A 20,097-nucleotide genomic window follows, 5' to 3' on the forward strand; every position below is an offset into this window, starting at 1 on the left:
GGACACCCCCCTCCGAGGCTCATGTACGCCTCGTAACATAACTCGAACACCATACGGCACTCGCGACGGGCGGGCCGCTAAATGGAGTCCGCGATCCAGCAGTCAGGGAGCATCGCATGCGCATTTCGGATTTGAGAATCGGCACCCGCCTGGCCATGGCGTTTGCCGTCGTGATCGCACTGTTGTGCGCCAGCCTCGTCAGCAGCGTCGCGGTGCTCAACCGCATCGGCGCGACGATGGAAGAGGTGGTCAACGACAGCTATGCGCAGATCGCGCTCAGCAACCGCATCAAGGAAGTCGGCGACCGCGGTGCCATGACGCTCGGCCGCATGCTGCTCACCGCCGACCCGGCGCGCCAGAAGAAGTACGCCGACGAATACGCGGCGATCCGCACCGCCAACACCGAGAACCTCCAGCAGCTGGAGAAGTCGCTCGCCACCGACGAGGCGCGGGCCATCTTCGAGGAGCAGGGGCAGGCCCGCAAGGCCTACGGCGCCCAGGTGCGCAAGGTGCTGGACCTCATCGCCGCGGGCAAGCGCGACGAGGCCACGGCCCTGTACGAAGGCGAACTCGCCGAGCCCCAGGCCCGCTACTACGCCTTGCTCGACAAGATGGTGGCCTACCACGTGCGCGGCATGCTGCAGGACGTGAACGACACCAAGGCGCAGTCGCGCCGCGCGGTCTACCAGATGATCGGCGTCTCCGTGCTGGCCATCCTGCTCGGCGTCATCACGGCGCTGCTGATCACCCGCTCCGTGACCCGGCCCATCGACCGCGCGATCGAACTGGCCGAGGCGGTGGCCGCGGGCAACCTGACCTACCGCATCGACCACATCAGCCGCGACGAGGTCGGCCGCCTGACCGGAGCGCTGCAACGCATGGTGGAAAGCCTGCATGGCATCGTCACCCAGGTCCGCACCGGCGCCGACCGCATCCATGCCGCGGCGGAGGACGTGTCCCACGGCAACCAGGACCTGGCCATGCGCACCGAGCAGCAGGCCAGTGCCCTGCAGCAGACCGCGGCGGCCATGGAGCAGCTGACCTCGGCCGTCAGGCTCAGCAGCGACAACGCAGGCCACGCCAACCGCTCGGCCTCGTCCGCCTCGGACGTCGCGGCCGAGGGCGGCCAGGTCGTGGGCCAGGTGGTCAACACCATGAGCTCGATCTCGACCTCGTCGCGGCGCATCGTCGAGATCATCGGCGTCATCGACAGCATCGCCTTCCAGACCAACATCCTGGCGCTGAACGCCGCCGTCGAGGCCGCCCGTGCCGGTGAGCAAGGCCGTGGCTTCGCCGTGGTCGCGGCCGAGGTGCGCAACCTCGCCCAGCGCAGCGCCGTCGCCGCCAAGGAGATCAAGGGCCTGATCGACGACTCGGCCAGCCAGGTCGACGCCGGCAGCCGGATGGTCGAGCAGGCCGGCGCGACGATGCAGCAGGTCGTCACCAGCATCGCCGGCGTCAGCCGCGTGGTGGCGGAGATCACCTCGTCGAGCCACGAGCAGAGCGCCGGCATCGAGCAGGTCAACATCGCCATCTCGCAGATGGACGACACGACGCAGCGCAACGCCGCCCTCGTCGAGCAGAGCGCGGCGGCGGCCAGGCAGCTGCAGCAGCAGGCCCGTCAGTTGAACGAAGTGGTCAGCGCCTTCGTGCTCTGAGCGCGGGCGACAACCCACCCTCCAAGTTCCTCGCGAGGCCCATCGGACGCAGATCCGGGCCCATCCACCGGCCTTGTCGTCATGGAGCCCGCATCGGGCCCGGGGCGACGACGAGGCTTCACCTCGCACGATCAGGGAGTTATCACATGGACATGGCGGACAGGCCAGCCGAGAGGCTGCCCGCACCGGGGCTCGACCGCGCCCCCATTCACGCGGTTCACACGCACGCCTCGCCGGCCGCTCGCCTGCACCCCGCCGTCGAGCGGTGGATCGCGGCGCACCGGGCCGAGGGCCACCGTTGCGCGACGCTGGACCCGCTGGGCGTGGCGGACTCCGTCGACGCCCGTGAGCTGCTGGCGCCGTCGGCCTTCGGCCTGGCAGGCTCCGACGAACTCGGCCCCGGCGCGCCCGCCGTGCTCGGCGCCAACGACGTGGCCGCGCTGGACCACCGGCTCAAGCGCATCTACTGCGGCGCCCTGGCCCTGGACAGCAGCGCCCTGCGCGACCCGACCCGGCGCGCCTGGCTGCACGCTCGGCTGGAGGCGCTGCCACCGGCCCGCAGCAGCACCGCGCTGCTGGACCGGCTCATCCAGGCCGAGGCCTGGGAGCAGTTCGTCGCGGGCCGCTTTCCCGCGGCCAAGCGCTTCTCGCTGCAGGGGTGCGAAGCCCTGCTGCCGCTGCTCGACGCCCTCGTCGAGCAGGCGGCGCTGCAAGGGGTGGGCGAGCTGTTCATGGGCATGCCCCACCGCGGCCGGGTCAATGTGCTGGTCAACCTGCTGGGCATGGCGCCGGCCCGGGTGCTGGACCATTTCGACCCCGATGCACCCCGGCCCGAACGCCACCGCGACCTGGTCTACCACCTGGGCGCGCAGCGCAGCTTCGCCACCGCCCACGGCCCGCTCAAGCTGACGCTGGCGCCCAACCCCTCGCACCTGCAGAGCGTCTTCCCCGTGGTGCTGGGCATGACCTACGCGGCCCAGCAGCGCAGCCGGGCCGCGGCCCTGGTGGTGCATGGCGACGCGGCGTTCGCGGGCCAGGGCGTGGTCATGGAGGCGCTGATGCTGTCGCAGCGGAGCGGCTATGCGGTGGGCGGCTGCGTGCACGTCATCGTGAACAACCAGCTCGGCTTCACGGCACCCAACCCCATGGACGCCGCGGCGGCGCGCTACTGCACCGACATCGCCCGATGCATCGACGCGCCGGTGCTGCGCGTCAACGCCGACGCCCCGGAGCGGCTCGCCCACGCGGCCACGCTGGCGATGGCCTATCGGGCGCGCTTCGGTGCCGACGTCGTCATCGACCTGATCGGCTACCGCCGCAACGGCCACTCCGAGCACGACGAGCCGTCGCTGACCAGCCCGCGCCTGTATCCGATGGCCGCGCAGCGCGCCTCCGTCGTCGAGAGCCAGGGCGCGGCCCTGGTGGCCGAAGGCCACTGCGGGCTGGCCGACATGGCCCGCCACATCGAGCGCCAGCGCGCCGCCGCCCAAAGGGCCTTCGCCATTGCCGACCCGGGGGCGGCGGCCGAGGAGGCCGGCGCGGCGCGCGAGCGCGTTGCCGAGTCGGCCGGGCCGACGCGCGCGGCGCTGCAGGCCTGGGTGTCCGCGATGACGCGGCTGCCGCGCGGCTTCGCGCCGCATCAGCGCATCGCCGAACTGGCCGCGCAATGGCAGCGCGTGGCGGCCGGCGACGCTTCGGCGCGGGCGGACTGGTGCTTCGCCGAGAACATGGCCTATGCCTCGCTGCTCGAGGCGGGCGTGGGCGTGCGCGTGTCGGGCATGGACGTCGAACGCGGCACCTTCATGCACCGCCATGCCGTCTGGCACAACCAGGCGCTGGCCGGCCCCGACGAGTTCCTGCCGCTGCGCCAGCTCGGCGCCCTCGCCCCCTTCGAGGTGGTCAACTCACCGCTGTCGGAGGAGGCCGTGCTGGGCTTCGAGTACGGCCACAGCGTGCAGCGCCCGGCCGACCTCACGGTCTGGGAGGCGCAGTACGGCGACTTCGTCAACGGCGCCCAGGTCTACGTGGACCAGTACATCGCCTCGGGCGAGGAGAAATGGGGCCAGCGCAGCGCGCTGACGGTGCTGCTGCCGCACGGCTACGAGGGCGTCGGCCCCGAGCATTCGAACGCCTTCCTGAGCCGCTTCCTGCAGCTTTGCGGCGCGGGCAACCTGCGCGTGGCCTGCCCCAGCACGGCCGCGCAGTGGTACCACCTGCTGCGCCGCCAGGCACTGGGCGCCGAGCGCAAGCCGCTGATCGTGATGACGCCCAAGGCGGCCCTGCACCAGGACGCCGCCTCGCACTCGCCGCTGGACGCCCTGCTTCAAGGCCGCTTCGAGCCGGTGCTGGACGACGACGGGACGCTGCCCGACGAGGTGCGCCACCTCGTACTGTGCAGCGGCAAACTCCACCACGAGTTGGCCCGGGCGCGCGCGGCGCAACCCGAGGCGGCGGCGGGCGTGGCCCTCGTGCGGCTGGAGCAGCTCTACCCCTTTCCGCAGGCCGAGCTGGCCGCCGTGCTGGCGCGCTACCCGCGACTGGCGCGCCTGACCTGGGCCCAGGAGGAGACGCTGAACCAGGGCGCCTGGCACTTCGTGCGCGACGATCTCGCCGCGCTGGCGCCCGGCGGCCTGGCCTGGCGGCCGGAGGCGCGTGCCGTCACGGCGGCGGGCGCCTGCTCGTCGCAGGCCGTGCACCGGCGGGAGCAGGCCGCCCTCATCGCCCGCGCGCTGGCGGGCTGAGGCCGCTCACTCGCCGAGGTAGGCGGCGCGGACCTTGGGGTCGTTCAGCAGGGCCAGGCCCTCGCCGTCCATCGTCACCTCGCCGGACTCCATCACGTAGCCGCGGTTGGCCAGCTGCAGGGCGCGGCTGGCGTTCTGCTCCACCAGCAGGATGGTCACGCCCTGCTGGTGGATGTCGTTCACGACCTCGAAGATCTTGTCCACCATGATGGGCGACAGGCCCATGGAGGGTTCGTCCAGCAGCAGCACCTTGGGCCGCGCCATCAGGGCCCGGCCCATGGCCAGCATCTGCTGCTCGCCGCCGGACATGGTGCCGGCCAACTGCTTGGCACGCTCCTTCAGCCGCGGGAAGAGGCCGAAGACCTTGTCGATGTCGGCCTGGATCTCGCCATCCTTGCGGTTGTAGGCGCCCATCTGCAGGTTCTCGACGATGGTCATGCGGGTGAAGGTGCCTCGGCCTTCCGGCACCATGACGAGGCCCTTCTTGGCCAGGTCCCAGGCGCCGCGGCCCTTGATGGATTCGCCCAGGTAGGTCACGTCGCCCGCGGCCACCGGCTGCAGGCCGGTGACGGCCTTGAGCGTGGTCGTCTTGCCGGCGCCGTTGGCGCCGATGAGCGAGACGAGCTCGCCCTCGCGCACCTCGAAGTTCACGCCCTTGACGGCCTGGATGCCGCCGTAGGCCACCTTCAGGCCGCTGACCTTGAGCAGGGTTTGCTTTGCTTCTGCCATGTTCTTCCGCCCCGCTTCAGTGTGGTTTGTGGCCGGCGCCGAGGTAGGCCTCGATCACCTTCTCGTTGCTCTGCACTTCGGCCGGTGTGCCTTCAGCGATCTGCTTGCCGTAGTCCAGCACCGTGACACGGTCGCACAGGCCCATGACCAGCTTCACGTCGTGCTCGATGAGCAGGATGGTGCGGCCGTCGTTGCGGATGCGGTCGATCAGCTCGCGCAGCACGACCTTCTCGGTCGCGTTCATGCCAGCGGCGGGCTCGTCCAGGGCGATGAGTTGCGGGTCGGTGGCCAGGGCGCGGGCGATCTCCAGGCGGCGCTGGTCGCCGTAGCTCAGCGTGCGGGCCTTGAACTCGGCGTACTTGGCGATGCCGACGTAGTCCAGCAGCTCCAGGGCACGCGCCTTGATGGCGGCCTCCTCCTTGTTGAAGCCCGGTGTGCGGAAGACCGCACCCAGCAGGCCCGAGCGCGTGCGGATGTGCCGGCCCACCATCACGTTCTCCAGCGCCGTCATGTCGGCGAAGAGGCGGATGTTCTGGAAGGTGCGTGCGATGCCGGCCTTGGCGACCTGATGCACCGCCTGCGGCGTGTAGGGCGTGCCGCCCAAGGAGAAGCTGCCGGTGTCCGGCGTGTACAGCCCCGTGATGACGTTGAAGAAGGTCGTCTTGCCGGCGCCGTTGGGGCCGATCAGGCCGTAGACCTGGCCGCGCTGGATCTGGATGCCGACGTCGGACAGGGCCTGCACGCCGCCGAAGCGCTTGGACGCGCCGCTGACGTTGAGAACGATGTTGTCGTGGGTGCTCATGGGGTCGTCTCCCTCACTTGACGGGCGTCGGGGCGGCCTTGCCGTGTTCCGGCGCGGGCCACAAGCCGCGGGGGCGGATCAGCATGATGACGATCATGGCCAGCGCGACGAGGAGCTGGCGCAGGATGGAGGCGTCGATGCGGCCGCCGGTCATGCTCTGGATGTCGCCGGCGACGTAGCGCAGCACCTCGGGCAGGGCGGAGAGCATCAGAGCGCCGAGGATGACGCCCGGGATGTGGCCGATGCCGCCCAGCACGACCATGGCGACGATCATCACCGACTCCTGCAGGCTGAAGGACTCGGGCGAGACGAAGCCCTGGAAGCTCGCGAACATCGCACCCGACACGCCGCCGAAGGTGGCACCCATGCCGAAGGCCAGCAGCTTGAGGTTGCGGGTGTTGATGCCCATGGCCTTGGCGGCGATCTCGTCCTCGCGGATGGCCATCCAGGCGCGGCCGATGCGGGAGTTCTCGAGCCGGTAGCAGATCAGCACCGAGCCGACGACCAGCAGCAGGAAGAGGTAGTAGTACAGCGTCACCGACGGCAGGGTGTAGTCGCCGATCTGCCAGGACTTGCCCAGGTCCACGCCGAAGACGTGGAAGGAGTCGATCTGGCCGATGCCGCGCGGGCCGTTGGTCACGTTGACCGGGTACTCGAGGTTGTTCAGGAAGACGCGGATGATCTCGCCGAAGCCGAGCGTCACGATGGCGAGGTAGTCGCCGCGCAGCTTGAGCGTCGGCGCGCCGAGCAGCACGCCGAACAGCGCCGCCAGGCCCGCGCCGAGCGGGATGACGAGCCAGATGGGCGAATGCAGCCCCGTCGGGAAGGCGGCCTGGATGGCCTCGAAGTTCTCGCTGAGATGGGGGCTGGCCATCAGCGCGAACATGTAGGAGCCGACGGCGTAGAAGGCCACGTAGCCGAGGTCCAGCAGGCCGGCATAGCCGACGACGATGTTCAGGCCCAGGGCCAGCATCACGTAGAGCAGGGCCAGGTCGATGATGCGCACCGGGCCGTTGCCGAACTGCTGGGCGAACAGCGGCACGGCGAACAACGCGATGGCCGCGACGATGAAGGTTAGGAGCTTTTTGGCTTTCATGTGAGTCCTCAGGAAGCCTGGCCGAGCGGCCGATTGATCCAGCGACCACCGCGGAACCGGCTTTGCCGGGCCGCTGGTGGTGCCCCCTCGAAGGGGGCGCGCGAAGCGCGTAGGGGGTGAGCCATCACGCGCGGTCGGCCACGCGTTCGCCGAGCAGGCCGGAGGGCCTCAAGGTGAGCACGAGGATGAGGGCGATGAAGGCGAAGATGTCGGCGTAGTGGCTGCCCAGCACGCCGCCCGTCAGGTCGCCGAGATAGCCGGCGCCGATGGCTTCGATGAGGCCCAGCAGCACCCCGCCGACCACCGCACCCGCGAGGTTGCCGATGCCGCCCAGCACCGCTGCCGTGAAGGCCTTCAAGCCAGGCATGAAGCCCATGGTGTGCTGCACGGTGCCGTAGTTGGCGGCCCACATCAGGCCGGCGACGGCGGCCAGGGCTGCGCCGATCACGAAGGTGGTGGAGATGATGAAGTCGGGCTTGACGCCCATCAGGCCGGCCACCCGCGGGTTCTCGGCGGTGGCGCGCATGGCGCGGCCGAGCCTGGTGAAGTTCACCAGGTACATCAGCCCGGCCAGGATGGCGACGGTCAGCCCGAGGATCAGGCACTGCGTGACGGTGATGACCGGGCCGCCCAGGTCAAAGGGCGTGGTCGGCAGCAGCAGCGGGAAGGGCTTGGGATTGGGCTTCCAGATGATCATGGCCAGCACCTGCAGCAGCAGCGACATGCCCATGGCCGTGATCAGCGGCGCCAGGCGCGGCGCGTTGCGCAGCGGCCGGTAGGCGATCTTCTCGACCGAGAAGTTCAGCACCGCGCAGACGACGATGGCGCAGGCCAGGCCGATCAGCATCAGCAGCCAGCCGGGCATGCCGGTGTCGGCGAGGGCGGTGACCACCGTCCAGCTGACCATGGCGCCGACCATCAGGATCTCTCCGTGGGCGAAGTTGATCAGGTTGATGATGCCGTAGACCATCGTGTAGCCCAGGGCGACGAGGGCATACATGCTCCCCAGCACCAGGCCGTTGATGATCTGTTGAATCAGAGTCTCCATGAGGGCTCCAGAAGATTTTGTTGGGCGCAGCATGCGCCAAGCGACCGGGGGCAAATCGCAACCCTCGTGCCAAAAGCCGGTATGAGCCGGTGTTTCGAGGGTATTCACCGACGGTATGGCCGGACCGGACCTCGGTTCCGCTCCGCGTCCTGCTCCCTGGTCGGATGTCACGAGTGTCGACCAGGCCCGGCTGGGCGGAAATCCGCACAAACCGCACGGGAGCCGGGCGGTTCTTCGCCAGGGCTTAAAAAACTGGCGCGGAGCCTGTCGCGGCGCCCGCCCGGTAGGCAAACTACATGGCCCGTTAGCCATGGCCCTGCCCTTCTTTCCCTTACGTCTGCGTCCGCGCGCGCTGCGCCTGGCCCGGCTGCTGAGCCGGCCCGGGGTCCACTTCTTCCTGACCGGCCTGCTGATGGTGCTGGGCTTCTGGCTCGCGCACCGTCTCAGTGAGCGCGGCGGCCGTGAGCAGCTGTCGGCCCTCAGCACCGAGCGGCTGGAGCTGTACGCGACCAACCTGTCCGCCGAACTGGGCCGTCATGCCTCGCTGCCCAGCCTGCTGGCCATCGACCCGACGCTGCAGGCCCTGATGTCGTCGCCTCAGGACCCCGAGCGCCGCCGCGCCGCCGGCCAGATGCTCGCGCGCGTCAACGTGCGGGCGGGCACCAACCAGATCTTCATCGCCGACGCCCAGGGCCGGGTGGTCTCGGCGAGCGAGCCGCTGACGCCGCCCGCGCGCCTGGCCGAGGCCGTCGCGCAGGGCCGCAACCACTTCTTCGCCGCCGATGCCGAGACGGGCAGCACCGACTTCTACCTGCTGCACCCGCTGCGCCAGGCACAGCAGGCGGCCGGCGTCATCGTCGTGCGCTTCAACCTCGCGCCGCTGGAGGCCACCTGGGTGGACCTGGGCCTGCGTTCGCAGAACGAGCGCATCCTCGTGGCCGACGACCAGGACGTCGTCATCATGAGTTCCGTCCAGGCCTGGAAGTACGCGGTGCTCGACCACGCAGACCCTTCCCGCCGCCGCGCCCTGCAGGCCAGCGCCCGCTATCCGCAGGCCATCGGCCCCGACCTGGAGTTGCCCGCGTCGCTGGAGGTGCACCAGGGCCAGCAGGTCAGGCTGCCGCTGCCGGGCAGCCGGCCCATGCTGGCCCAGCAGCGCCAGCTCGTGCCCCTGGGCCTGCGGCTGGTGGCGCTGTCCGACCTGACCGAGGTGCGCCAGCGCGCCCAGTACGCCGCCTGGGGCGGCGCGGCTTTCGGCGCCAGCGTCGGCCTGCTGACGCTCTACCTGTCCTCGCGCCGGCGCGCGCTGCGCCAGCTCACCAAGGCGCAGACCGAGCTGCAGCAGGCCCACGCCCAGCTCGAGCAATTGGTGGACAGCCGCACCACCGAGCTGCGCCGCACCAACGACGCGCTCAAGACCCAGATCGCCCAGCGCCTGCAGACCGAAGGCGAGCTGCTGCAGGCCAGCAAGCTGGCGGTGCTGGGCCAGATGTCGGCCGGGCTCTCGCACGAGGTCAACCAGCCGCTGACGGCGCTGCGGGCCCTGGCGCGCAATTCCATCCGGCTGCTCGAGGGGGGCCGGCACGACGCCGTCGCCGCCAACCTGCAGATCATGGACGACATGGTCGAGCGCATGAGCCAGATCACGCGCCAGCTCAAGAGCTTCGCCCGCAAGGCCGACGACCAGCCCGCCGGCAGCGCCTCGCTGGCCGACTGCGTGCGCAACGCCCAGGTGCTGCTGGAGCACCGCAGCCGTGCCCTGGGCGTCGAGGCCGACATCGCCGTGCCGCGCGGGCTGCGCGTGCGCGCCGAGGCCAACCGCCTGGAGCAGGTCCTCGTCAACCTGCTCGGCAACGCCCTCGACGCGATGGAGCACGAGCCGGTGCGGCGCCTGAGCGTGCAGGCCCTGCCGGTGGACGAGGGCCGGCGGGTGCTCGTCAAGGTGCGCGACAGCGGCCAGGGCGTCGGCGAGGCCGAGCTGCCCCGCCTCTTCGAGCCCTTCTTCACCACCAAGCCGGCCGGCCAGGGCCTCGGCCTCGGCCTGGTCATCTCGGCCAAGATCGTCCACGAGTTCGGCGGCAGCCTGCGGGCCGAGCCGCCGCCGGCGGGCGAGCGGGGCATGAGTTTCGAGTTCGACCTCGCCGTCGAGACCTGGGAAGCAGTCATGGAGCAAGCCGATGTTTGAAGGCTACAAGGTCGTGTTCGTCGAGGACGACCTGCCGGTGCGGGTCAGCCTCACCCAGACGCTGGAGCTGGAGGGCTTCGCCGTCCTGCCCTGCCGCAGCGCCGAGGAGGCCCTGCCCCACATCCAGCCCGGCGCGCAGATCGTCGTCGTCACCGACGTGCGCCTGCCCGGCATGGACGGCCGCGCCCTGCTGGCCCATGTGCAGGCCACCGACCCGGGCATCCCGGCCATCCTCATCACCGCCCACGGCGACGTCGCCATGGCCGTACAGGCCATGCGGGCCGGCGCCTACGACTTCATCGAGAAGCCCTTCGCGCCCGAGCGGCTGCTCGACGTCGTCCACCGCGCCCTGGACCTGCGCACGCTGCGCCACTCGGCCGACGAGTTGCGCGCCCAGCTGCAGCGCGCCAGCGGCATCGAGGCGGCGCTGCTCGGCCAGTCCGCCGCCATGCAGCAGCTGCGCCGCCAGGTGCTCAACCTCGCGGGCACCTCGGCCGACGTGCTCATCGTCGGCGAGACCGGCACCGGCAAGGAGCTGGTGGCCCGCTGCCTGCACGACCAGAGCCCGCGCCGCGACCGCCATTTCGTCGCCATCAACTGCGGCGGCCTGCCCGAGGCCCTCTTCGAGAGCGAGCTCTTCGGCCACGAACCGGGCTCGTTCACGAGCGCCGCCAAGCGGCGCATCGGCAAGATCGAGCACGCCAACGGCGGCACCCTGCTGCTCGACGAGATCGAGACCATGCCCATCGCGCTGCAGATCAAGCTGCTGCGCGTGCTGCAGGAGCGCCGCGTCGAACGCCTGGGCTCCAACGAGGAACTGCCGGTCAACGTGCGCTTCATCGCCGCCAGCAAGGCCGACCTGCGCGACCAGGCCGCGCGCGGCGAGTTCCGCAGCGACCTCTACTACCGCCTCAACATCGCGACGCTCACGCTGCCCCCGCTGCGCGAGCGCCGCGAGGACATCCCGCTGCTGTTCGAGCATTTCGTCGCCCAGGCCTGCGCCCGCTACGAGCGCGCCGCGCCGGAGCTGACGCCCGAGAAGCTGCGCGAGCTGATGGCCCACGACTGGCCGGGCAATGTGCGCGAGATCCGCAACGCGGCCGACCGCTTCGTGCTGGCCCTGGACGACCTCGACCCGCAGGCCGCCCTGCAAGCCGTGCCCAGCCTGCCGCTGGCCAAGCAGATGGACCTCGTCGAGAAGGCGCTGATCGAGCAGGCGCTGCGCCGCTGCAATGGCAAGGTGCCGGCAGCGATGGAGCTGCTGGGCACGCCGCGCAAGACGCTCTACGACAAGCTGAACCGCCACGGCATCCAGCTGGATGCATTCCGTTGAGCAACAGCCTCCAGCCGCGCAAGCTGAAGAAACAAAGCCACAGAGACACAGAGGCACAGAGAGACTGGTGTTCGGCCTCGGATTTCTCTGTGTCTCTGTGCCTCTGTGGCTGTGTTCTCGTGCCTAGCGGTAGCGCTCCGGGTCCGGCGAATCGGTCGGGTTGGCGATCACGCGCCGGAAGGCCGCGCTCATCGGCAGCTTGAGGTTGAGCCCCTGCGGCGGCAGCGGCGACTCGAACCAGCGGCGGTAGATGGCGTGGATCTCGCCGCTGCGGTAGAGCCCGGCCAGCACGCCGTCCACCAGGGCCTTGAACTGCGGGTCGCCCTTGCGCAGGCCGATGGCATAGGGTTCGACGGTCAGCGACTGGTCGGAGAGGCGGTAGTCGTCGGCGGCCGGGCCCTGCTGGGCCAAGATGCTGCGCAGGATGACGTCATCCATCAGGAAGGCCCGGGCCCGGCCGCTGCGCACCAGCTGGAAGCCCTCCGGGTCGTCCAGGCCGCCGAGGATGCGCATGCCCAGGCCCTGCTGCTCGTTGGCCTTGGCCAGGTGCTGGATGCTCGTCGTCCCGATGGTGGAGGCCACCGGCAGGCCGCGCAGGTCGGCGAGGCTTTGCACGCGCTCGCCGGCGCGCGCCATCAGGCGCGTCTCGGCGACGAAGACGGTCAGCGAGAACGCCTGGTGGCGGGCCCGCTCGGCCGTGTGCGTGGTGATGCCGCATTCGAGGTCGAGCGTGCCGTTGATCACCAGGGGCATGCGGGTCGCCGACGCGACCTCGACGCGGCGCACTTCGAGGTCGGGCAGTTGCAGCCGCTCGCGCACGGCCGCGACGATGCGGTCGCACAGCTCGACCGTGTAGCCGGTGGGCCGCAGCTGGGCGTCGAGGTAGGAGAAGGGCAGCGAGGCCGGGCGGTAGCCGATGACGATGACACCGGTCTCGCGCACGCGGGTCAGCGTCGGGCCGTCCGCCGCCCGCGCGGCGCCAAGGCCAAGGCCCAGCAGCAGCAGCGCGGCCAGCGCCGCGCTAGCCCTGGCCAGCCGCCTCATCGTCCAGCCGGCGCAGTTCGGCCAGCTTGTCGGCGATGCGGGACTCCAGGCCCCGCGGCACCGGTTCATACCAGCGCTCGGCCTCCAGCCCGTCCGGCAGGTATTGCTCGCCGGCGGCATAGGCGCCGGGCTCGTCGTGCGCATAACGGTAGGCCTTGCCATAGCCCAGCTCCTTCATCAGCCGCGTTGGCGCATTGCGCAGGTGCACGGGCACGGGCCGGGACTGGTCCTGCTTGATGAAGGCCCGCACGGCGTTGAAGGCCTTGTAGACGGCGTTGGACTTGGGCGCCACGGCGAGGTAGACGACCGCCTCGGCCAGGGCCAGCTCGCCCTCGGGCGAGCCCAGGCGCTCGTAGGCCTCGGCGGCGTCCAGCGCGATGCGCAGGGCGCGCGGGTCCGCCAGGCCGATGTCCTCGCTGGCCATGCGGATCAGCCGCCGCGCGATGTAGCGCGCATCCACGCCGCCATCGAGCATGCGCGAGAACCAGTAGAGGGCACCGTCCGGGTGACTGCCCCGCACCGACTTGTGCAGGGCGGAGATGACGTCGTAGAACTGGTCGCCGCCCTTGTCATAACGGCGCAGCTGCTCGCCCAGCGTCCGCTCCAGCAGGGCCTCGTCGATGACGGTGCCGTGGGCCAGCGACGCGGCCGACTCCAGCGCATTCAGCAGCCGCCGCGCGTCGCCATCGGCATAGCCGATGAGGCGGTCCGCGGCCTCCTTGGTGGGCGGGGCGATGCCCAGTTCCGCCGCGCCGCGGTCGATGAGCTGCTGCAGCTCCTCGGCGTCCAGGCTCTTGAGCACCTGAACCTGGGCTCGCGACAGCAACGCGGAGTTGACCTCAAAGCTGGGGTTCTCGGTGGTGGCGCCGATGAAGGTGAAGAGGCCGGCCTCGACGTGGGGCAGGAAGGCGTCCTGCTGCGCCTTGTTGAAGCGGTGCACTTCATCGACGAAGACCACCGTGCGCCGCCCCTGGGCCGCGGCCACCTGGGCACGCTCGACGGCCTCGCGGATGTCCTTGACGCCGCCGAGCACCGCGCTGATCGGGATGAACTGCGCATCGAAGGCGCCCGCCACCAACCGCGCCAGCGTCGTCTTGCCCACGCCCGGCGGCCCCCAGAGGATCATGCTCTGCAGCCGGCCCGCCTCGAAGGCGGCGCGCAGCGGCATGCCGGGGCCGAGCAGGTGGCGCTGGCCGATGACCTCGTCCAGCGTCCGGGGCCTCAGCCGCTCGGCCAGGGGGATGCCGGCCGTCGGCGCCGCCGGCCTGGGCGCGGACGGAAGTTCCGGCTCGTCGTCGAAAAGGGAGCCGCTCACTGCTCGATCAGGTCCGCCCCGGCGGGGAGCTTGAACTGGAAGCGCTCGGCCGCCACCGGCACGTTGGCCTGCACGGCGCTGAAGTCCAGCCGCGAGCGCTGGCCGAAGCCGTCGACGATCTCCATGGCCGCCAGGTCCCGGCCCTTGAAGCCGAGCTTGAGCGACTGGATGGTGGACTCGGCCTGCTTGGGGCTGGCCTGCACCCAGTCGATGCCGCCCTCGGTGGCCAGGGCCTTGAGGGTGAAGTCGCGCTCGAGATTGGCCCCGGCCAGCAGGGCCGCGGGCGTGGCGCCGAGGGCGTCGGCCAGCTTGCGCGAGCTGGCCTGGTTGAGGTCGGCGTCGTAGATCCAGACCTTGGTGCCGTCCGCCACGATGACCTGCTCGAAAGGCTTGGCATAGGCGAAGCGGAAACGGTTGGGCCGCTCGAACTCGAAAGCGCCGCTGGACACCTTCTTGCGCTTGCCGTCGGGCGAGGTGACGGTCTGGGTGAAATTGGCCTTGCCGCTCTTCACGTCACGGGCGAAGTCGCGCAGGGCGTCGACCGCGTCGGCATGGGCGGCACCGGCCAGGGCCAGCGTCAGGCTGAGGAGGAAGCGCTTCATTCGTCAGTTCACTCTTCGCGTTTGGGAACGATCAGTTCGCGGCTGCCGTTGGCGGCCAATGCTCCGACGAGGCCGGATTTCTCCATCTGCTCCAGCAGCCGGGCCGCGCGGTTGTAGCCGATGCGCAGATGCCGCTGCACCAGCGAGATGGAGGCCTTGCGGTGCTGGAGCACGATGGCCACGGCCTGGTCGTACATCGGGTCGGCCTCGCCGCTGGCCTCGCCCGGCGCCGGCGCCTCGCCGCCGCCGCCCATCTCGTCGAGCACGCCGCCTTCGAGGATGCCTTCGATGTAGTTCGGTTCGCCCTGGGACTTGATGTACTCCACAACGCGATGCACCTCGTCGTCGCTGACAAAGGCGCCGTGCACGCGGATGGGCAGGCCGGTGCCCGAAGGCATGTAGAGCATGTCGCCCATGCCCAGCAGGGCCTCGGCACCCATCTGGTCGAGGATGGTGCGACTGTCGATCTTGGAGCTGACCTGGAAGGACAGGCGCGTCGGGATGTTGGCCTTGATGAGGCCGGTGATGACGTCGACCGAGGGCCGCTGCGTGGCCAGGATGAGGTGGATGCCGGCCGCCCGCGCCTTCTGCGCCAGGCGGGCGATGAGTTCCTCGATCTTCTTGCCCACCACCATCATCAGGTCGGCCAGCTCGTCGATGACGACGACGATGAAGGGCAGGCGCTCCAGCGGCTCGGGCTCCTCGGGCGTGAGGCTGAAGGGATTGGCGATGCTCTGGCCTGCGGCCTTGGCCTCGTCGATCTTCTTGTTGTAGCCGGCGAGGTTGCGCACGCCCATCTTGGACATGAGCTTGTATCGCCGCTCCATCTCGCCAACACACCAGTTCAGCGCATTGCCGGCCTGCTTCATGTCGGTGACGACGGGCGCCAGCAGGTGCGGGATGCCCTCGTAGACGCTCATCTCCAGCATCTTGGGGTCGATGAGGATGAGCCGCACGTCGCGGGCCTCGGCCTTGTAGAGCAGGCTGAGGATCATCGCGTTGATGCCGACCGACTTGCCCGAGCCGGTGGTGCCGGCGACGAGACAGTGCGGCATCTTGGCGAGGTCGGCCACCACCGGCTGGCCGATGATGTCCTTGCCCAGGCCCATGGTCAGCTGGGACGCGGCGTCAGCGTAGACCTGCGAGCCGAGGATCTCGGAGAGCCGTATCGTCTGGCGTCGCGCGTTGGGCAGTTCCAGGGCCATGTAGTTCTTGCCCGGGATGGTCTCGACGACGCGGATGGACACGAGGCTCAGCGAGCGGGCCAGGTCCTTGGCCAGGTTGACCACCTGCGAGCCCTTCACGCCGGTGGCCGGCTCGATCTCGTAGCGCGTGATGACGGGGCCCGGCGATGCCGCCACGACGTGCACCTCGACGCCGAAGTCGCGCAGCTTCTTCTCGATGAGGCGGCTGGTCATCTCCAGCGACTCGGGCGTGACGGTCTCCTGCCGGCCCGGCGCGGCGTCGAGCAGGTCGACCTGGGGCAGCTTGGCGTCGCCCACGTCGGCGAACAGCGTCTGCTGCCTCTCCTTGGCGACGCGGGTGGACTGGGGCACCTCGATGACCGGCGGCTCGATGACCAGGGGCTCGTGCTCGACACCCAGTTCGCGCTCCAGCTGGCGCTCGGCCTCGCGCTCGACCTCGACCTCCTGCTCTCGCTCCTTGACGGCCTGCTGGCCGGCCTTCTGGTCGGCCTTGATCTCCCGCTGTTCGATGCGCTTCTCGCGCAGTTCCTCGATGCGCTCGCCGATGCGCTCGGCCAGGTGACCCCACGAGAAACGCAGGGCCCAGGACATGCCGGTGAGCAGCAGCACGATCCAGACGACGCCCGAGCCGGCAAAGCCCAGGGTCTTCATGCCCAAGGGCCCGAGGGCATAGCCGACGATGCCGCCGGCATGGCCGGGCAGGCGCGGCTCCACGGCGTAGAGCCGGCTCCATTCGAGGGCGCAGCTCGCGCCGAGCAGCAGCACGACACCCGCCCACCAGCGCGCGCGGCGGGTCCAGCGCGGCGTTTCGGGCGTGTCGTGGCGCAGCAGGCCGGCCAGGCTGCGCAGCCAGGCACGCAGGGCCAGCAGCGGCAGCCACCAGGCCGAGAAGCCGAAGACGAAGAGCAGGCCGTCGGCGAGCCAGGCGCCGAAGCTGCCGACGCGGTTGGCGACGAGATCGCGTTGGCCGCTGGTGCTGAAGGCCGCGTCGCGCAGGTCGTGGGTTGCCAGGGCCAGCACCAGCAGGGCCAGCACCAGGGCCGTCAGCGCCAGCCACAGCGGTGTGCGCAGCAGGCGCGTAGCCACGGAGGGCGGGGGAGCCTCGCGCCGGGGCGGCTGGCGGCGGGCGGGTTTGGCAGGGGGGGCGGATTCGCCGGCGGCATCGTCACCGCCGAGCAGGGAACCGAGGGGAAAACTCATCCCGGCATTGTGCCCCCCGCGCCTCCCGGACACCGGGGCCAAGCTGTATCCGGATCAATCGTGGGTGAGGCGTTCCTTGATGACGACGGAACCGTTCTCCAGCGTCTCGATGACACCGCGCTCCTCCAGGTCCTTCATGACCCGGCTGACCATCTCGCGCGAGGCGCCGACGACCTTGGCCATGTCCTGGCGCGACACCTTGCCGCGGATGAGCTTGATGCCCTTCTCGTCCTCGGCCATGTCGAGCAGCGTGCGTGCGACGCGGCCGTAGACGTCGAGCAGCGCCAGCGACTCGATCTGGCGGTCGGCGTTGCGCAGGCGCGCAACCAGGCCGCGCAGGATGCCGTAGGCCAGGCTGCTGCTCTCCGGCAGGCAGCGGGCGAACTCGAGGCGGCCCAGCACCAGCATGTCGGTCTGGACTTCGGCACGCACCGTCGCCGAGTGGGGCTCGTTGTCGATGAGGCTCATCTCGCCGACGTAATCGCCCGACTGCAGGACGGCCAGGATGACCTCGCGGCCACGGTGGTCGGCCGTCAGCACGCGGGCTCGGCCGTTCAGCAGGATGAACAGGGCATTGGACTTGGTGCCTTGCTCGACGATCAGCTCCCCGCGCTTGAAGCGGCGTTTCACGACGCTGTCGGCGATGGACTGCGCCTGGTCGGTCGTCAGCATCGAGAACAGCGGAACCCGGCGGATCAGGTCCAGGTTGGAAATCATCGCCATATGCACTCTCCAGGTTTGGGCCCCAGGCAGGCGGCGAGAAATGACGCCTGCCTAAAATGGCGTGCATTGTGCACACGCGGCAGGCTCCTCCGCATCGGGTTAGGCCGGGGTTTTCACCCCTAACTGCCCTGCCGATGCCCTTGCGCAACGTCCTGCCACCCTCACCTCTCCCGCCATGACCGCCACAACCCAACACCACGGCCTGCTCATCCTCGGCTCGGGCCCCGCCGGCTACACCGCCGCCATCTATGCCGCCCGCGCCAACCTCAAGCCCACGCTGATCACCGGCATGGCCCAGGGGGGTCAACTCATGACGACGACCGAGGTCGACAACTGGCCTGCCGACGTGATGGGCGTGCAGGGGCCCGAACTGATGCAGCGCTTCCAGCAGCATGCCGAGCGCTTCCAGACGCAGATGGTGTTCGACCACATCAACAAGGTCGACTTCTCCAAGCGACCCTTCACCCTGGTCGGCGACAGCGCGACCTACACCTGCGATGCGTTGATCATCGCCACCGGCGCCTCGGCCAAGTACCTTGGCCTGGACTCCGAGGAGGCCTTCATGGGCCGCGGGGTCAGCGCTTGCGCGACCTGCGACGGCTTCTTCTACCGCGGCCAGGACGTCTGCGTCGTCGGCGGCGGCAACACGGCCGTCGAGGAGGCGCTCTACCTGTCCAACATCGCCAGCACCGTCCACCTCATCCACCGCCGCGACAAGTTCCGCGCCGAGCCCATCCTCGTCGACAAGCTCAAGGAGAAGGCCGATGCGGGCAAGATCGTCCTGCACTTCTTCCAGCAGATCGACGAGGTGCTGGGCGATGCCTCGGGCGTCACGGGCGTGCGCATGCGCAGCGTGCTGGACGACAGCACCTCCGACCTCGCCGTGCACGGCTGCTTCATCGCCATCGGCCACCATCCCAACACCGACATCTTCCAGGGCCAGCTGGAGATGAAGGACGGCTACATCGTGACCAAGAGCGGCCTCAACGGTTTCGCCACCATGACGAGCGTGCCGGGCATCTTCGCCGCCGGCGACGTGCAGGACCACGTCTACCGCCAGGCCATCACCAGCGCCGGCACGGGCTGCATGGCGGCGCTGGACGCCCAGCGCTTCCTCGAGCAGGAAAACGCCTGACCCGCGGGCGGGTGGCGCGAAGCGGGTTTTCCGCTATACTCGCGGGCTTGCCTGCCGGATGGACCGCGCCTGGGTCGTTGGCGATGCGCCGACGAACCGGGTCTAGCAGGCATTGCGGTCAAAGGGCTGCCGACGAAATTGCTTCGCGGCGGCTGGTCAAAGAGTAGTCAAACTGGAGAAGCGTCATGGCACGCGTCTGTCAAGTCACGGGCAAGAAGCCCATGGTCGGGAACAACGTCTCCCACGCCAACAACAAAACCAAGCGTCGGTTCCTGCCGAACCTGCAATACCGCCGTTTCTGGGTGGAGTCCGAGAACCGCTGGGTGCGCCTGCGCATCAGCAACGCCGCTCTCCGTTTGATCGACAAGGTCGGCATCGACCAGGTCGTCGCCGATCTGCGCGCCAAGGGCGAACTCTGATCGCCGCTCACTGACCCACTAAAGGAATACGACCATGGCATCCAAAGGCGGCCGCGAAAAGATCAAGCTGGAGTCCTCCGCGGGCACCGGCCACTTCTACACGACGAACAAGAACAAGAAGACGACGCCCGAAAAGCTCGAATTCATGAAGTTCGACCCCAAGGCGCGCAAGCACGTCCTGTACAAGGAAGTGAAGCTGAAGTGATGGCCGGCGGCGCCAGCCGCCCGCATCCAGCCGAACCATGAACCCGCCGCGTGGCAACGCCGGCGGGTTTTGCTTTTTGGGCGCGGCGGGAAGCCGTTCAGCGCCCCGACGCCGCCACGGCCGGCTTGAACTCGCGCTCCATCCAGCGGTCGATCATGCGCTTTTCGTAGCGCAGCGGATCGCTGTCGAAGAAGGTGTTGAGGCTGTTCTGGTAGTCCATGTCGCGGAGGTTGACCTCGCCCTGGCGCACGACGGTATCGCCGTCGCGAACCTCGTACTTGAACGACATCGCGGGCGAGGTCACGGAGCGCATGACCCGCAGCCATTCGGCACGGCGGCCGAAAGGCTCGATCTCGCCAGCGAGGTCGACGTCGGTCACGTCGAAGCGCACGTTGCGCCCCGGCAGCAGCTTGCCTGCCTTCTCGACGAGATGGGCCTCGATGTCCTTGAGCACGTCCATCTGGCGGAATCCGTTCCTGTCCCGGATGTCCGAAAACTTTTCCGGATTCACGAAATTCACCTTGACGTCCGCTTGGGCGCCCGCCGCCAGGGCCAGCAGGCCCAGGGCAATCCAGTGATGTCTCATGGCTAGCCTCCTGATCGAATGACTGCGTAGGCCAAGTCTAGGCCAGTCAAGAAAAAAGGGCGCCCGCAGGG

At 69.5% G+C, this 20,097-nt stretch carries 17 protein-coding genes; 7 read left to right on the forward strand and 10 right to left on the reverse strand.

The genetic code is table 11. The annotated features are described in order from the left end of the window. Positions 1-116 precede the first annotated feature (116 nt). Complete coding sequence (locus LXT12_RS26870) at positions 117-1,658, forward strand: methyl-accepting chemotaxis protein (protein WP_304622750.1); 1,542 nt, start codon at positions 117-119, stop codon at positions 1,656-1,658. Positions 1,659-1,804: 146 nt separating this feature from the next. Continuing rightward, complete coding sequence (locus LXT12_RS04835) at positions 1,805-4,399, forward strand: 2-oxoglutarate dehydrogenase E1 component (protein WP_233390022.1); 2,595 nt, start codon at positions 1,805-1,807, stop codon at positions 4,397-4,399. A gap of 6 nt (positions 4,400-4,405) precedes the next feature. Here the strand turns inward: LXT12_RS04835 and LXT12_RS04840 are convergent, their stop codons facing one another. The 4 genes from LXT12_RS04840 to LXT12_RS04855 all read right to left on the reverse strand — a co-directional run bounded on the left by LXT12_RS04840 (position 4,406) and on the right by LXT12_RS04855 (position 8,074). Then, a complete protein-coding gene (locus tag LXT12_RS04840; RefSeq protein WP_233390024.1) occupies positions 4,406-5,128 on the reverse strand; it encodes an ABC transporter ATP-binding protein in 723 nt (240 codons plus the stop codon). A gap of 16 nt (positions 5,129-5,144) precedes the next feature. Continuing rightward, the gene (locus tag LXT12_RS04845; RefSeq protein ID WP_233390026.1) at positions 5,145-5,930 is read right to left on the reverse strand and encodes an ABC transporter ATP-binding protein; all 786 of its coding nucleotides are present in this window, start codon (positions 5,928-5,930) and stop codon (positions 5,145-5,147) included. A 13-nt stretch (positions 5,931-5,943) separates the two neighbouring features. Then, the gene (locus LXT12_RS04850) at positions 5,944-7,026 is read right to left on the reverse strand and encodes an ABC transporter permease subunit (RefSeq protein WP_233390028.1); all 1,083 of its coding nucleotides are present in this window, start codon (positions 7,024-7,026) and stop codon (positions 5,944-5,946) included. Between the two features lie 124 nt (positions 7,027-7,150). Continuing rightward, positions 7,151-8,074, reverse strand: coding sequence for a branched-chain amino acid ABC transporter permease (locus LXT12_RS04855; protein WP_233390029.1), 924 nt, complete (start codon positions 8,072-8,074; stop codon positions 7,151-7,153). 310 nt (positions 8,075-8,384) lie between these two features. Between LXT12_RS04855 and LXT12_RS04860 the strand changes: the two genes are divergently transcribed. Next, positions 8,385-10,259, forward strand: a complete 1,875-nt coding sequence (locus LXT12_RS04860; RefSeq protein WP_233390031.1) for a sensor histidine kinase — start codon at positions 8,385-8,387, stop codon at positions 10,257-10,259. Continuing rightward, positions 10,252-11,592, forward strand: coding sequence for a sigma-54-dependent transcriptional regulator (locus tag LXT12_RS04865; RefSeq protein WP_233390033.1), 1,341 nt, complete (start codon positions 10,252-10,254; stop codon positions 11,590-11,592). The genes LXT12_RS04860 and LXT12_RS04865 overlap by 8 nt, the downstream gene beginning before the upstream one ends. A gap of 123 nt (positions 11,593-11,715) precedes the next feature. Here LXT12_RS04865 and LXT12_RS04870 read toward each other — a convergent pair whose 3' ends face one another. Genes LXT12_RS04870 through LXT12_RS04890 form a run of 5 tightly spaced genes read right to left on the reverse strand, consistent with a single transcriptional unit; the run spans position 11,716 to position 17,681 of the window. Then, positions 11,716-12,636, reverse strand: a complete 921-nt coding sequence (locus tag LXT12_RS04870) for an amino acid ABC transporter substrate-binding protein (RefSeq protein WP_233390035.1) — start codon at positions 12,634-12,636, stop codon at positions 11,716-11,718. Continuing rightward, entirely contained in the window at positions 12,614-13,951 is a 1,338-nt protein-coding gene (locus tag LXT12_RS04875; RefSeq protein WP_419964759.1) for a replication-associated recombination protein A, read from the reverse strand. The genes LXT12_RS04870 and LXT12_RS04875 overlap by 23 nt, the downstream gene beginning before the upstream one ends. Further along, on the reverse strand, positions 13,948-14,553 hold the full coding sequence (lolA, locus tag LXT12_RS04880) for an outer membrane lipoprotein periplasmic chaperone LolA (RefSeq protein WP_233390037.1): 606 nt from the start codon (positions 14,551-14,553) through the stop codon (positions 13,948-13,950). The genes LXT12_RS04875 and lolA overlap by 4 nt, the downstream gene beginning before the upstream one ends. Positions 14,554-14,561: 8 nt before the next feature. Further along, complete coding sequence (locus LXT12_RS04885; RefSeq protein WP_233390039.1) at positions 14,562-16,958, reverse strand: DNA translocase FtsK; 2,397 nt, start codon at positions 16,956-16,958, stop codon at positions 14,562-14,564. Between the two features lie 54 nt (positions 16,959-17,012). Further along, complete coding sequence (locus tag LXT12_RS04890) at positions 17,013-17,681, reverse strand: Crp/Fnr family transcriptional regulator (protein WP_233375052.1); 669 nt, start codon at positions 17,679-17,681, stop codon at positions 17,013-17,015. Between the two features lie 175 nt (positions 17,682-17,856). On the opposite strand from LXT12_RS04890, the gene trxB reads away from it, so the two are divergent. The 3 genes from trxB to rpmG all read left to right on the forward strand — a co-directional run bounded on the left by trxB (position 17,857) and on the right by rpmG (position 19,440). Further along, entirely contained in the window at positions 17,857-18,816 is a 960-nt protein-coding gene (gene trxB, locus LXT12_RS04895; protein WP_233390040.1) for a thioredoxin-disulfide reductase, read from the forward strand. Positions 18,817-19,001: 185 nt separating this feature from the next. Then, positions 19,002-19,235, forward strand: coding sequence for a 50S ribosomal protein L28 (gene rpmB / locus LXT12_RS04900; RefSeq protein WP_233375050.1), 234 nt, complete (start codon positions 19,002-19,004; stop codon positions 19,233-19,235). Positions 19,236-19,269: 34 nt separating this feature from the next. Next, a complete protein-coding gene (gene rpmG, locus LXT12_RS04905) occupies positions 19,270-19,440 on the forward strand; it encodes a 50S ribosomal protein L33 (RefSeq protein ID WP_233390042.1) in 171 nt (56 codons plus the stop codon). A gap of 97 nt (positions 19,441-19,537) precedes the next feature. On the opposite strand, the gene LXT12_RS04910 is transcribed toward rpmG, so the two are convergent. After that, on the reverse strand, positions 19,538-20,026 hold the full coding sequence (locus LXT12_RS04910; RefSeq protein WP_233390043.1) for a DUF3016 domain-containing protein: 489 nt from the start codon (positions 20,024-20,026) through the stop codon (positions 19,538-19,540). Positions 20,027-20,097 lie beyond the last annotated feature (71 nt).

This window comes from Pelomonas caseinilytica, from assembly GCF_021353235.1.
Lineage (GTDB): Bacteria > Pseudomonadota > Gammaproteobacteria > Burkholderiales > Burkholderiaceae_C > Pelomonas > Pelomonas caseinilytica.

What these genes read in the sequence shown, in the direction of transcription:
- rpmG (WP_233390042.1), top strand. Translation starts at nt 19,270, where the DNA reads ATGGCATCCAAAGGCGGCCGCGAAAAGATCAAGCTGGAGTCCTCCGCG.
- LXT12_RS04835 (WP_233390022.1), top strand. Translation starts at nt 1,805, where the DNA reads ATGGACATGGCGGACAGGCCAGCCGAGAGGCTGCCCGCACCGGGGCTC.
- lolA (WP_233390037.1), bottom strand. Translation starts at nt 14,553, where the DNA reads ATGAAGCGCTTCCTCCTCAGCCTGACGCTGGCCCTGGCCGGTGCCGCC.
- LXT12_RS04850 (WP_233390028.1), bottom strand. Translation starts at nt 7,026, where the DNA reads ATGAAAGCCAAAAAGCTCCTAACCTTCATCGTCGCGGCCATCGCGTTG.
- trxB (WP_233390040.1), top strand. Translation starts at nt 17,857, where the DNA reads ATGACCGCCACAACCCAACACCACGGCCTGCTCATCCTCGGCTCGGGC.
- LXT12_RS04845 (WP_233390026.1), bottom strand. Translation starts at nt 5,930, where the DNA reads ATGAGCACCCACGACAACATCGTTCTCAACGTCAGCGGCGCGTCCAAG.
- rpmB (WP_233375050.1), top strand. Translation starts at nt 19,002, where the DNA reads ATGGCACGCGTCTGTCAAGTCACGGGCAAGAAGCCCATGGTCGGGAAC.
- LXT12_RS04840 (WP_233390024.1), bottom strand. Translation starts at nt 5,128, where the DNA reads ATGGCAGAAGCAAAGCAAACCCTGCTCAAGGTCAGCGGCCTGAAGGTG.
- LXT12_RS04870 (WP_233390035.1), bottom strand. Translation starts at nt 12,636, where the DNA reads ATGAGGCGGCTGGCCAGGGCTAGCGCGGCGCTGGCCGCGCTGCTGCTG.
- LXT12_RS26870 (WP_304622750.1), top strand. Translation starts at nt 117, where the DNA reads ATGCGCATTTCGGATTTGAGAATCGGCACCCGCCTGGCCATGGCGTTT.
- LXT12_RS04865 (WP_233390033.1), top strand. Translation starts at nt 10,252, where the DNA reads ATGTTTGAAGGCTACAAGGTCGTGTTCGTCGAGGACGACCTGCCGGTG.
- LXT12_RS04890 (WP_233375052.1), bottom strand. Translation starts at nt 17,681, where the DNA reads ATGGCGATGATTTCCAACCTGGACCTGATCCGCCGGGTTCCGCTGTTC.
- LXT12_RS04910 (WP_233390043.1), bottom strand. Translation starts at nt 20,026, where the DNA reads ATGAGACATCACTGGATTGCCCTGGGCCTGCTGGCCCTGGCGGCGGGC.
- LXT12_RS04855 (WP_233390029.1), bottom strand. Translation starts at nt 8,074, where the DNA reads ATGGAGACTCTGATTCAACAGATCATCAACGGCCTGGTGCTGGGGAGC.
- LXT12_RS04860 (WP_233390031.1), top strand. Translation starts at nt 8,385, where the DNA reads ATGGCCCTGCCCTTCTTTCCCTTACGTCTGCGTCCGCGCGCGCTGCGC.
- LXT12_RS04885 (WP_233390039.1), bottom strand. Translation starts at nt 16,958, where the DNA reads ATGAGTTTTCCCCTCGGTTCCCTGCTCGGCGGTGACGATGCCGCCGGC.